A 13,693-nucleotide genomic window follows, 5' to 3' on the forward strand; every position below is an offset into this window, starting at 1 on the left:
ATTACAACTATATTTTGTCTAAAGGGTTCCTTTTCTAAGGATAATACAAATTGATTTTTTATTATTTTTTAGAAGGTTAATATACTTTCCTTTAGGATGGAATAAACCAGCCGCTTCAATACACATGAAATTATTAAGATTCTTTAATATTTTAGTTTTTTTCAGTTTTCCGTTTCTGCTTTCCTGCGAAGAAGAAAATCCTGTGGAAGACCCTAAACCAGTTCCGTACGATCTTGAAGCGGAACTACCTTTTTATTTTGGGAAAAACTATGAAATACCAGATGATAATCCCATGACCATCCAGGGTGTGGAATTAGGCCGAATGCTGTTTTATGAGAAAAAGTTATCGGGGGATAATACCCAGGCCTGTGCAAGTTGTCATCAGCAAAAAAATGCTTTTTCCGATAGTAATAGGTTTAGCACTGGAATCGATGGAATAGACGGTACAAGAAACTCTATGTCCCTTGCCAATTTGTTATGGAATCAGAAATTTTTCTGGGATGGAAGAGCTAACAGCCTTGAAGAGCAGGCACTTATTCCAATTCAGGATCCCATAGAAATGCATCAAAGTCTGGAGGATGCTGTAGCCAAACTACAGGCCTCCGATATTTACCCTCCAAAATTCAAACAAGCTTTTGAAAGTGAGATTATTACAGCTGAAAACATCGCCAAAGCCATTGCCCAGTTTGAAAGAACACTCATTTCGTCCAGTTCTAAATATGACCTTTACCTGAAAGGAGAATATGAATTGACTGCTCAGGAACAACTAGGACTCGATTTATTTTTTACTCATCCTGTCCCACAAATTAATTTGAGAGGAGGAAACTGTGGAGATTGCCATACCAATGTATTAACCAGTGGTGAATTAAATGCATTTGACGGTTTTCACAATAATGGCCTGGATGAAGATAATGACATGCAGGATGAAGGTTTGAAAAATGTAACTGGAAATGATTTTGACCAGGCAAAATTTAAAGCCCCAACACTTAGAAACATAGCATTAACTGCCCCCTACATGCATGATGGCAGATTTAGTACTTTAGAAGAGGTACTTGACCATTATGATTTACACATTAAAAAGAGTACGACCTTAGACCCTTTAATTCGGGAAGCCAGCAATGAACTTACTCTTCCCGAAGACCCTATAAGATTATTCCTTACGAATGAGGAAAAAGAGGCGATTATAGCTTTTTTACACTTGCTTACAGACGAAGAGTTCATCAATGACCCACGTTTTTCAGACCCTTTTAACTAGAATGAAATGAAAAAATATACCTTTGGATTAATTATTTTGACAGTCTTATTATTTAATTCCTGTGAGAAGGATAATAATGAGCCTAGCGAAACAGGCAGTTTGAAACTAATTATTTCCCACCTCAATGATGGAGCCCCGCTGGAATTGGAGACCAGGGAATACACAAATGAAATGGGGAACAATTACACCATTTCAGAATTCAAATTTTACCTGAGTAACATCAAGCTCAGGAATAAATCTAATGGAAAGTTTTATATAGAACCGGAAAGTTATCATTTAGTAAGAAGGCTTCCTGATACACATCAATTTGAATTGACCATTGAAAATGTTCCACTTGGCGAGTTCAATGAACTGGAATTTGCCGTTGGAGTGGATAATTCAAAAAATTATTCCCTTGACAATGTGGGAGATCTCGACCCTTCCAACAATATGGCCTGGGACTGGAATTCGGGTTATAAATTTCTTTTGCTGGAAGGCGAATTTTTCCCGGAAAATGAAGATAAAAAAGGCCTGGTTTTTCATATTGGAAGTGATGCCAATTATAGAAAAATTCTACTCCCAACCGGAACGGAAAACATTAATATTAAAGAAGCCCAAACCACTACCATTCAACTGGAAGTAGAAGTTTCGGAAATATTCAAAGATCCCACTTCTATAGATTTCAAAGAAAATAATGTGGTAATGTTCGATGCCATATCCAACAAAGTGGCAGATAATTATGCCAAAAACATGTTCTCACTAATCGAAATTTCTGAATAGATTTTGGGCAAAAGGCAAATTTATATTTTCCCCTTATTGTTACTCCTTCTGATGAGTAATCTGAGATTTACCCTGATTACCAGTGGATTTTATCTGGGAGAAGATTATTTTGCCCAAAACTTATGTGAAAACACCGATCGTCCTGAATTACAATGTCATGGAAGCTGTGTGTTACAAAAATCCATAAAATCAGCCAGTCAGCATGAAGATCAGGATAATGGGAAAAGCGTTTTTATCGATTATCTCACAAAGTTCAATTATCTAGAAACTGATTTGTTAATTATCATATTTGGCGAGGAAACCTATATTCTTGTCTACCCCATATATGCACAGGTTATTCCTCATCAAGAGTTTGAAAAAGGATTATTAATTCCACCCGAGAAAAGGATACTGTTTACGAAAATTAAAACTTAATTTAATCTATATCCTAAATTTTTAACAGATAATATAAAATTCAAACTAGATATGAAATCTATCCATATATACACATTAATTGGCTTATTGATTACAGGACTTTTATCATCATGCGATGATGATGATAAAATGGACCCGGAAATGCCAGGCAAAGTTTCGTTAATGCTAGAAAATAAATTTGGTGATGCCAACATAGATTTATCCTCTACTTTTACTTCATCTAAAGGAGATAAAATTACTTTTTCAGGATTTGAATACATTATTAGTAATGTAGAATTGATAAAAGAAGATGGTTCAATTTATGCCGTCCCGGATTCCTATTATTTCATGGGACAGCGAAGTGGCACAGATTCAAAAAGGGAGATGATTGAAATAACAGATATCCCTGCCGGTAATTACAAAGGAATAAAATTTTATGTAGGCGTGGACCCGGAAACCAATGCCAATACAGACAATTATGAGAAAGGAGAATTAGAAGGTGGAGTTGGAATGGATTGGGGCTGGGCTTCTGGTTACAAATTCATCCGGTGGGATGGTTCTTATTTTAATGACGCAGAAAACAAGGACGTTAACTTTTCCTTCCACATAGGCACAGATGCTAATTTTAAATTAATTTCCAATGAATTTGGGAAAACCATTACTATAAATGATGATATGACTTCCCAAATCCATTTTGAGGTAATGGCAGACAAGGTATTTGACGCTGTTGGGCTAAATGAAATCGGCTTAAACTTCCCCCCTCCTGCGGATGTAAAAACCTTCACAGGAGTAATGGTGGGTCCTGAAGACAAGGCTACAGCCATTGCAAATGCTTATGCAGAAATGTTCATGCTTCATCATGTGCATAACATGGAAATGAACTGATATTTCTTATCAAAAAAGAAATAGGAGTCATGGAAAAGCGTCTCATATTATTTTTACTCATTTCAGGGATTATGTTAGCCTGTAATGAGGATATTTCACCTGATATAAAGCCTTTTTATATTGATTTGGATGTGCCGGAATATATGGGGACTACTGTACCCTTCCCGGAGCGGAATCCATTCAGTAAAGAGGGAATTGAATTAGGACGGATGCTTTTCTATGACCCCATTTTATCCTCTAACAATCAGGTTTCATGTGCGACCTGTCATAAACAGGAATTGGCTTTTTCAGATGGCATGTCTTTATCTACCCTGGGTGTTTCAGGGGAAAAGTTGCAAAGACATACTCCGGCCTTAATCAATCTCGCATGGAATAATGGTTTATTTTGGGATGGAGGGGCAAAAGACCTGGAATCCCTGGCTTTTGCGCCACTCACCCATCCCGATGAAATGAATCAGGATATCACAGAATTGGTGGAAGAATTAAAACAAATTCCTGATTATAAAGAAAGGTTTAAAAAAGTTTTTGGAAAAGATACCATTCAATCGGCTCTTATTGTGAGAGCACTGGCTCAGTTTCAAAGAAGTCTGGTTTCATTCGATTCTAAATATGATAGATATTTAAAAAGTGGGGAAGCTGGATTCCTTAATGCACTTGAATTGGAAGGGATGCAGCTGGTTGAAGAAAAATGTGGCGGTTGCCACAGTGGTGTGAATTTCACAGATTTAGGTTTTCACAATAATGGGCTGGACGCTGAATTTCCCGCTGCACCTGAACATGTAGGCAAAGGCAGAAACAGGGTTACGCTAAACCCTGAAGAATTGGGGGCATTTAAAACTCCTACTTTGAGAAATATCATACTCACCGCTCCTTACATGCATGATGGTCGATTTAAATCTATAGATGAAGTTTTAGATCATTATGCGCAAAATATGGTAAATTCTCCTACGCTGGATACCCTCTTAACTGGGCAAAATGATAAAATTGGAATCCCGATTTCTGAAAACGAAAAGCAGGCTATTGTCGCATTTCTCCATACTTTAACCGACCTTTCCTTTATACAAAACCAGGCTTTTTCAAACCCTTTTAAAAAATAAAAATGCACTTTTTGGTGAACCAGAGAGTGCCTAAAAAACTCAACAACTAATAATGAAATTATTAAAAACTATCATCATCACAAGTCTGTTTTTATTATCATGGTTTCCCTCATTTAGCTGCGATGTTTGTAATATTTTTGAATACAGCACTATAAAAAACAAAAGCTATTTTGGGATTTTTTACCGGCACAGAGTATTCAATGGATATGAACATCTTGGGAACAACCATGATTTTTTACCGCAAAGAAAAAGCACACTCCACGAGCCTGAAAATTCAGGGTTTTATGTAAATAAATCGGATAAGGATTATGAAACTTATACTACACTGGAGCTTAGGGGCAATTATACTTTTAAGGAAAAATTTAATTTCCTTTTCATCCTGCCATACGAAAGAAATGTAATTTATTATGATCAGGTGATCGATGCACCTAACCCAATGAAAGACAGTACAATAAACCTCTCTGGTTGGGGTGATCTTATCATTGCCATGGATTATATAATCCAAAAAGAGACAGACAAAGGCAGGCATACTTTCAGGCCGGGAATAGCCTTTCGCCTTCCAACCGGGCAATACAAAAAACAGGACGATTATGGTAATGTTCATGATCCCATCATACAACCAGGCACAAGTGCATTATCTGTAATTTTCCGAATGAATTACCAATACTTTTTAAATAAACAGGGCTTGAATGCAAGCATAAATTATAAAATATCTGAACTGGGTAAAAACCAATATCAATTTGCCAATAGTTTTAATGTAACAGGCAATTATTTCCGTCAGATACCAATTGGAAAGAATTACATCATACCCAAAATTGGTGGTTATCTGGAAACAGCCGGCCATGATTATTATTATGAAAGCAAACAAAAACTCACAGGAGGCACTACTTTTTTTGGAAATTTCGGGCTCGATTTTAACAGAAACAATGTGACTTTACAAGTGTTGTATCAGGCCCCAATATCAGATAATCTCAATGGGAATCAATTGGGAAATGCAGGCAGAATAAACACGGGTATCGTGATAAATGTAATTTAATTTCAATCACTTTAATCGTTAATCTTTTTTGGTTAAAACCTGGATTTTCTTTAGCAAATTATCGAGTCTGGAATTAATATCAGATGTCCTGGCAGCTACTGCAGAGAAAAACTGTTCCTGCTCAACTGAGGACATATTGAATAATTCATCCAATTGATCATGGATATAATCTTTCCTGTCTTTCTCAGGAACGGTTTTGAAACCATCCAACATCTTTTTCGCATCGAATGGAGCTTGCTTTGATTGTTTGCTTAAAAATAAATTTGCCATAATTGTTGGAGCATTTTTGCATTTTCAGGAAATCTAAAGAGTTAAAAAGATACGTGTTGAAATGTATAAATTTAGCCTATCTCTCTTTCCCTGATAAAAAATAAATTAAGGTAATTTCAATGGTATAAGGCAATTGTTAGTATAAAATATACTTCAAAAATTATAGCTGGAAATTTGAAAGGCAGTATTAAATAGTAGATGTAATTGACAATCATTTACGCAAGCAAATTTTTAAGAGTTGCGGCATTTGTGAATCATATTTTAACAATTCACAAATATTCACACCAACCTTAAGACAAAACAAACTGAAAAAATTGATAATTACTTCCTGAAAAATGGGGAAATCAATTCAATTTTGCTCCTTTTAATTAAAAAATAAAAATCTGGTACTGGTATTAAACCTTTACCTTAGGGACATAAAAAAAGAGCCTGATATCAAAACATCAGACTCTATCATGTTATCAGTCAGATTCGGATTACCAGAAAATGGTATATAAGGCTGTCAAAATTCCACAAATGGCAATTGCGCCAATTTTAAACTCAAGACTTGTTTTAAAATAATCTTTATCCAATTCTATACCTTTAGGATTGTCCTTACTTTTCGGATCTGCAAGGCTCATTGCTACCATAATTATCATAATTATTATAAAAACAGATCCCATCCTATCTATAAATGGCAAATCTGTCATAAACTTAAATGCTGTTGATAATGGGATCGTCAAAATTGCAGCCGTAAGTGCCGCATTACTTGTTGTTCTCTTCCAGAAAATTCCCAAAATAAAGATGGCAAAAACACCTGGTGAAACGAAACCTGTATATTCCTGAATAAACTGGAATGCCTGATCTAAAGCTCCTAAGGCAGGAGCGACTAATGCCGCTACAACAAATGCAATTAAAGCCACAACTCTACCTACGGTCACCAGTTTTGTTTCAGAAGCGTCCTTATGAAAAATATTTTGGTAAATATCCATGGTGAATATTGTTGAGGTACTGTTGGCCATAGATGCTAATGAAGAAACAATTGCCGCAGCAAGCGCAGCAAATGCCAGTCCTTTCAATCCTGCAGGAAGAAGATTAAGGAGTACAGGATAAGCTTTATCAGATTTCACATAGCCTGTGATACTGTCTGTCATAGCTGTGGTAAATTCGCCAGCGCCACCTTCCTGCTGAAGAATAACATAAGCTGCAATACCAGGAATTACCACTATAATTGGCATTAAAAGTTTTAAAAAACCTGCGAATACAACTCCCATTTGTGCTTCATTAAGGCTTTTTGCCGCAAGTGCTCTTTGGGTAATATATTGGTTGAATCCCCAATAACTCAGGTTAATAATCCACATTCCCCCAATTAAAACACTTAATCCCGGCAAGTCCATGTAGGCATCTTTTGTCCCACCATTTCCATCAGAAATCATCATCTGTCCTTCACTGAAAATCATATGAAAATGGCCAGGAGCTTCTTTTCTTAATAGGGAAAATCCTTTGGTTACACTACCATCTCCCACCAATTCCAAAGCAAGGTAGGTAGTAGCTAACCCACCGGCAACTAAAAAGACTACTTGTACTACGTCTGTCCAGGCTACAGCCTTTAATCCTCCATAAATGGAATAAAGCATCGCAAAAGCTGCAAGCCCCATTACCGAATAAGAGAATGGGAATCCCATAATCGTTTCTATACTAAGTGCTCCCAGGTATAGCACTGAGGTAAGGTTTACAAATACATATACCAGCAGCCAGAATACTGCCATCACCGTTCTTACCTGATGATTATACCGTTGCTCCAAAAACTGAGGCATGGTGTAGATGCCTTTTTTTAGAAATATAGGAAGGAAGAATATACCAACAATTAACAGTGTAGCTGCCGCCATCCATTCATAGGTAGAAATGGCGAGTCCCATGGCAAAACCTGAACCGGACATTCCGATAAATTGCTCGGCTGAGATATTAGAGGCAATTAAGGATGCTCCAATTGCCCACCATGGCAATGATTTTCCAGCTAAAAAATAATCTTTTGAATCTTTTGTGTGGCCTTTTTTCTCCCTCGACATCCATAATCCGAGCGACACGATGACCAGGCCATAGCCAATGAAAACAATAATATCCAGCGTTGACATTAATCAGAATTTTTAGAATAAGGTTGTAAAATAGAAATCTTTCAAATATATCTAAAAATATTGCAAATATACCAGCTTAAAAAAGAGATTATATTTTTTTACGTAAAAAGTACGCTTATTCGATTAATGTCTATTGATTTGATTTAAAAAGGCAATTTGTGGCGTTCGGAAAATAAAAAAGCCGATAGTAAAAAAACTACCGGCTTAACCGTTTTGCTGATTGAATTAAAATTTTAGGCCTGTTTCAAAGTTTTAATCTCATCAATCGGACCAAATGTTTGAGTCATAATTACCCTTTTTCCTTTCTTCAAATGAATTTCAGAAGGAAGTACTTTGAATTCCTGGGTATTCTGAACCACCTTATTATAAAACTCAGTTGCCTCTTTAGAAGCACCCTTTTCAAAATCATGTAAAGTAACGTTTTTGCTTACTGGCAAACCAGGTACAACATTGTAAATTGAAAATTCCACATAATATGCGGGTAAAAATGGTTTTACAATGCCTTTGTAAATTTGCTTGAATGATCGCTTTAACATAGTCAGAAGTTTAGTTCAAAAAAAGACTCAAATTACAAGAATGGTGCACGACATTCCATTTCGGGGTCACTATACTCTATATATATTACATGGGTAATTTTTCATGCCAAGGTTTCTATTTCTACCCTTTCCTAAGTTTAAAATAATTTTGTGTTATTTGAGAAATTTTGATTTTTAGCAGATTAATTGGTAATTCGCCAGAAATCAATTTAAAATCATGGAAACCACAAAAGAATGCCCCTGGATTAATTCCATTTAATTTCCGGTCATTCTGTAAATGACTTGTTTCCAAAAACTATTGAAAATGAATCAATACCAAATTAATTTATGAAAAATTTACACTACCTATTATTGGCATTCCTTTTCTTCCAATGCCAATCATCTAAACAGGAGGACTCCAAGGGAACTTCGCTTCAAGCCGCAACCCAAAAGCCTAATATCATATTCATCATGGCAGATGATATGGGTTATGGAGATGCAGGTTGTTACGGGCAGCAAATCATTCAGACTCCTCATATTGATAATATGGCTAAAGAGGGAATTAAATTCACCCAACATTATGCTGGAAATACTGTTTGTGCCCCTTCAAGATGTGCCTTAATGACAGGCAAACACATGGGGCATGCTGAAATCCGGGGTAACGGCCTGGTGGAGCCTTATGGTCAGCCTCCAATCACAGCAGATGCCATAACGGTAGCTGAGCTGCTCAAAAGTGCTGGTTATACTACTGGAATGATTGGAAAGTGGGGATTAGGAATTATCGAAAATTCAGGAAATCCGATGAAACAGGGCTTTGATTTTTTCTATGGTTATCTCGACCAGGTTTTAGCCCATAACTATTTCCCTGAATATCTCATGAGAAATGACAAAAAAGAATATCTAAAAAATAAGGTAGTCTATCAGGACAGTAGCAAATGGCATAAGGGTTATGGTAGTCATTCCATCGAACAGGTAGAATATTCTCATGATTTATTTGCCAATGAAGCGCTGAAGTTCATTGAAACAAACAAGGATAATCCATTTTTCCTTTATCTGCCTTTTACTATTCCTCATGATAATGGTGAAGCTCCTGAGGGCCAAAGGCAGGAAGTTCCGGATTTTGGACCATATGCCGATCAGGACTGGAATCACGATACCAAAGCTTATGCAGCCATGATTACCCGAATGGATAAGGATATTGGAAGGATAATGGAAAAACTAAAGCACCTGGGAATAGATGAAAATACCATTGTATTTTTTACAAGTGATAATGGCCCAATGCCCGGTGAAGATTTTACAGAATTTTTTAATAGTAACGGAGCCTTGAGAGGAGGAAAAAGAGATATGTATGAGGGTGGAATCAGAGAACCTTTTGTAGCAAGATGGCCTGGAAAGATAAAGCCAGGAACTGTAACTGATCATATGAGCGCCTTCTGGGATTTTCTACCAACTGCATGTGAAATTGCAGGTATTGAAGCTCCTTCCGATACAGATGGGATTTCATACCTTCCTGTTTTAAAAGAGGGAAGCCAGGAAAAACAACATGAATATCTATACTGGCAGTTTCCCGAACAAGGTTACAAAGAAGCCATCCGGAAAGGGAAATGGAAAGGGATAAGACTGGACATGAAGAAAAATCCTGAAAACCCTTTGGAATTATACAACCTTGAAGAAGATCCCGGAGAGGAGCATAATATAGCGGATCAATATCCTGAAATAGTATCAGAACTGGAAGGTCTTATTCAAAAAGCACATGTACCCAGCGAACGATTTCCCAAACCCGGTGATCATATTTAACAAGTAAATTTTATTACACATTTCATTGAACCAAAAGAGAAAAGGTGGTAAATTCAATAACCGAACTCTTTTGGTTTTTTTGTGCCCTTTAGGATCGGTCTACCACATTTTAACAGGCTATTTTGAACAATTCGTCCTACTTATATGAGAAAATAGGACAAGCCAGGAAACCGTAAATGGACGATATTTGAAGTTAATTCTTTAACTATTTTAGGCATTTAACCAAACACCTATTTGGGAAATGCAAAATCAAACTCCCAAATATATTAGTCATACTACCAATGAAAATGAACCATATTACTAATCTAAAATTTAGTTTTTTCTTTTATCTTATTTTATTTACTATCCTGATAGGATGTGGAGTAGATAAACCGGCAGAAATTGTAGAGGCTGAAAAAAATCTTCCTGACCAGATCGACTTCAATTTTCATGTTAAACCTATCCTTTCGGATCGTTGTTTTGCCTGCCATGGCCCTGATAAAAACAAGCAGGAAGCTGGCTTACACCTTGATACCGAAGAAGGCGCCTACGCTGCACTGACTGAAAACCCCGGAAAATATGCCATTGTAAAAGGAAATCTAGCTAAAAGCGAAGTTTACCATAGGATTATAACAGAAGATCCTGAACTGTTAATGCCACCACCGGAATCTAACCTTACACTCACCCCAGAAGAAAAAGCAACTATTGTAAAATGGATTGAACAAGGTGCGAAATACAAACCTCACTGGTCATTTATTAAACCAGAAAAGCATCCCCTTCCCGAGGTAAAAAATGAGGATTGGGTGGCCAATGAAATTGACCAGTTTGTCTTAAATAAACTGGAAGCAAATGGCTTAAATCCCACTGAAAAAGCTAAAAGGGAAACCCTGATAAGGCGTGTTACTTTTGATTTAACAGGCCTCCCGCCAACAATTGAGGAAATTGATAATTTTCTTAATGATAAAAGTGAAAATGCATTTGAAAAAGTGGTTGACAGGCTTTTAGCTTCTCCTCATTATGGGGAAAGAATGGCGGTAGACTGGCTTGATTTGGCCAGATATGCCGACACACATGGTTATCAGGATGATGGAATGAGAAACATGTACCCCTGGAGAGACTGGGTGATCAAATCTTTTAATGAAAATCTGCCTTTTGATAAATTTCTTACCTGGCAAATGGCTGGGGATATGCTGCCCAATCCTACCAGAGAACAGATTCTGGCCACAGGGTTTAACAGAAACCATATGCAAAGTCAGGAAGGAGGAATTGTGGCAGAGGAATACAGAGTGGAATATGTAGCTGACCGTACCAATACCTTGGGAAAGGCATTTCTTGGATTAACCTTGGAATGTAGCAGATGCCATGATCACAAATATGATCCTATTTCTCAAAAAGAATATTTTCAGCTTTTTTCATTTTTTAATAATGTCAATGAATATGGACAAATTCCTTATATAGGCGAAGCCAGCCCAACCATAATCCTAACTACTGAAGCTGCAGATAGTGCATTGGCCTTTATTCAGGAAAATATTAAATCGGAGGAAGAAAAATTAGCTGAAGAAAATTATAAGGAAGGATTCTCCCGATGGATGGCTGATTCGCAGGAAAACAATCAGAATAAAAGTATTAAAATAAAGGGTTTAATTGGGGATTATCCTCTGGATGGTTTTAAGAAAGCAGATAAAAAGTTCTGGCTCGAGAATAAACAGAGTTCAAAATTCAAAGGGAAAATTGAAGGTTATGAAGAAGATCATCCGAAAGTTACCGCAGGCAAGTTTAATGAAGGATTTCAGCTAGTTGGGGATAGTTATCTGGGTTTTGGAAAGGAAATCGGGGAATTTGACAGGCACATGCCTTTCTCCATGAGTATCTGGGTAAAAACCCTCTCCGACAAATTGGAAGGGCCTATATTATCCAGGTCGGGCGGTTTATTTGATGGAAACAGAGGATACGATCTCATGTTGAATAAGGACGGGACTTTGTATGCCAGCCTAAACCACACCTTCCCGGATAATTCAATTGCCGTACAGACAAAAAAATCTATCCCTTCAAAAGAATGGGTACAGCTTACCATTACTTACGATGGGTCTAGTAAAGCAAGTGGTATAAAAATATTTGCCAATGGTGAACTGATGCCGTCAGCCATTCAAGTGGACAATTTGCAAAGTAGTATTTTGTATTATGGAAAGGGAAAACGAAACTGGTATGGCGGACAACTTTCTGTGGGGAAAAGATTCGAAGAAACTCTGGATAGTGCCATTGTAGATGAATATAAAATTTTCAACAGGCAACTCTCCCGGATTGAAGTCAAAGCATTATTCGATGAAAATATTAATCTGAATGCTTATTTGGATAAGCCAGACACCAAATCAGATTTATTGGAATATTACCTGTTGGCTTTGGATAACTCCTATGAAAACAATTTCAAAAAACTTACTGAATTAAGGGGAGAAGAAAATGAAATTTATACCAATCAGGAAGAAGTGATGGTAATGAAAGAGTTACCCGAACCCAGGAAATCCTTCATACTTAACAGAGGACAATACGATGCACCCACAGATGAAGTCTTCCCCGGAACTCCTGCTTATATATTACCTTTCCCCGAAGAGCTTCCAAAAAACCGACTTGGTCTGGCAGAATGGTTACTTCATGAGGATAACCCATTGACTGCCAGAGTAATTGTAAACCGGTATTGGCAAATGTATTTTGGTCAGGGACTGGTGGCTTCTTCCGATGATTTTGGCAATCAGGGAGATTTACCCTCACATCCGGAATTATTGGATTGGCTGGCTATTCAGTTCAGGGATAAGAATTGGGATATAAAGGCTATACAAAAATTAATAGTAATGTCCAATACCTACCAACAATCTTCCATTGCTTCAGCAGAATTAATGGAAATTGATCCGGCAAATAAATTATTGGCCAGAGGACCAAGCTACAGAATGAGTGCTGAGATGATTAGGGATAATGCACTCGCTGCCAGCGGATTGTTAGTTAGAACCATTGGTGGCCCTAGTGTGAAGCCTTATCAGCCACCTGGATTATGGAAACAATTAGCTACCAGAAATGCCACAGAATATGTACAGCAACATGGAGACAACCTTTACAGAAGGGGAATGTATACCATTTGGAAAAGGACCTCTCCTCCCCCCTCTATGATTAGTTTTGATGCTGCGGAAAGGAGTTTCTGTACTGTAAAGCGTCAAAAAACAAGCACTCCATTACAATCATTGGTATTGCTAAATGATCCCCAATATGTGGAAGCAGCCAGGGTTTTAGCGGAAAATGCGCTTATGCAAGGAGGAGATGATATTGAAGATCAAATTACTTATGCATTCCGAATGTTAACCAGTAAAATGCCAGATGAGAAACAACTCAAATTACTTAAAAGACTTTTTCAGGAAGAATTTGCCGAATTATCCAAATACCCTGAGGAAGCCCAAAAACTAAGATCGGTTGGAGAATATCAGTCTGAACAGTCACTTGACCCTGTGAAAGTTGGCGCATTTACCCTGGTCACCAACACTTTAATCAATTTTGATGAAGCTGTTTTTAAAAGATGATAGCACATTAAATAATTTTCTCAGACAAAA

11 protein-coding genes are annotated in these 13,693 nt (G+C 37.2%); 8 read left to right on the top strand and 3 right to left on the bottom strand.

What is annotated here, in order from left to right; translation table 11 throughout:
- Positions 1-124: 124 nt before the first annotated feature.
- The 6 genes from A3EM_RS0101525 to A3EM_RS0101550 are packed head-to-tail and all read left to right on the top strand — an operon-like array spanning position 125 to position 5,425.
- The gene (locus tag A3EM_RS0101525; RefSeq protein WP_020526394.1) at positions 125-1,255 is read left to right on the top strand and encodes a cytochrome-c peroxidase; all 1,131 of its coding nucleotides are present in this window, start codon (positions 125-127) and stop codon (positions 1,253-1,255) included.
- A 6-nt stretch (positions 1,256-1,261) separates the two neighbouring features.
- Positions 1,262-2,014 carry an MbnP family protein gene (locus tag A3EM_RS0101530; RefSeq protein WP_020526395.1) on the top strand — a complete coding sequence of 251 codons (753 nt, stop codon included), beginning with the start codon at positions 1,262-1,264 and terminating at the stop codon, positions 2,012-2,014.
- A 51-nt stretch (positions 2,015-2,065) separates the two neighbouring features.
- Positions 2,066-2,428, top strand: coding sequence for a hypothetical protein (locus A3EM_RS0101535; protein ID WP_020526396.1), 363 nt, complete (start codon positions 2,066-2,068; stop codon positions 2,426-2,428).
- Positions 2,429-2,479: 51 nt separating this feature from the next.
- Positions 2,480-3,292 (top strand): MbnP family protein, encoded by an 813-nt coding sequence (locus A3EM_RS0101540; RefSeq protein WP_020526397.1) that lies wholly within the window; start codon positions 2,480-2,482, stop codon positions 3,290-3,292.
- A 29-nt stretch (positions 3,293-3,321) separates the two neighbouring features.
- Positions 3,322-4,389, top strand: a complete 1,068-nt coding sequence (locus A3EM_RS0101545; RefSeq protein WP_157637700.1) for a cytochrome-c peroxidase — start codon at positions 3,322-3,324, stop codon at positions 4,387-4,389.
- A 52-nt stretch (positions 4,390-4,441) separates the two neighbouring features.
- Positions 4,442-5,425 carry a hypothetical protein gene (locus tag A3EM_RS0101550; RefSeq protein WP_020526399.1) on the top strand — a complete coding sequence of 328 codons (984 nt, stop codon included), beginning with the start codon at positions 4,442-4,444 and terminating at the stop codon, positions 5,423-5,425.
- An 18-nt stretch (positions 5,426-5,443) separates the two neighbouring features.
- Here the strand turns inward: A3EM_RS0101550 and A3EM_RS0101555 are convergent, their stop codons facing one another.
- From A3EM_RS0101555 to A3EM_RS41210, 3 genes are all read right to left on the bottom strand, one after another.
- Positions 5,444-5,695: a hypothetical protein gene (locus A3EM_RS0101555; protein ID WP_020526400.1), complete on the bottom strand. Its 252-nt coding sequence runs from the start codon at positions 5,693-5,695 to the stop codon at positions 5,444-5,446.
- Positions 5,696-6,171: 476 nt separating this feature from the next.
- Positions 6,172-7,809, bottom strand: coding sequence for a sodium/sugar symporter (locus A3EM_RS0101560; protein ID WP_020526401.1), 1,638 nt, complete (start codon positions 7,807-7,809; stop codon positions 6,172-6,174).
- 233 nt (positions 7,810-8,042) lie between these two features.
- Positions 8,043-8,345, bottom strand: a complete 303-nt coding sequence (locus A3EM_RS41210; protein WP_020526402.1) for a hypothetical protein — start codon at positions 8,343-8,345, stop codon at positions 8,043-8,045.
- A gap of 327 nt (positions 8,346-8,672) precedes the next feature.
- Here A3EM_RS41210 and A3EM_RS0101575 point away from each other — a divergent pair, with 327 nt between their 5' ends.
- Both A3EM_RS0101575 and A3EM_RS0101580 read left to right on the top strand, forming a co-directional pair.
- Positions 8,673-10,121, top strand: a complete 1,449-nt coding sequence (locus A3EM_RS0101575; protein ID WP_020526404.1) for an arylsulfatase — start codon at positions 8,673-8,675, stop codon at positions 10,119-10,121.
- Positions 10,122-10,408: 287 nt separating this feature from the next.
- Positions 10,409-13,663: a DUF1553 domain-containing protein gene (locus A3EM_RS0101580; RefSeq protein ID WP_020526405.1), complete on the top strand. Its 3,255-nt coding sequence runs from the start codon at positions 10,409-10,411 to the stop codon at positions 13,661-13,663.
- Positions 13,664-13,693: the final 30 nt, after the last annotated feature.

The organism is Flexithrix dorotheae DSM 6795 (genome assembly GCF_000379765.1).
In the GTDB taxonomy this organism is placed as follows: domain Bacteria; phylum Bacteroidota; class Bacteroidia; order Cytophagales; family Flammeovirgaceae; genus Flexithrix; species Flexithrix dorotheae.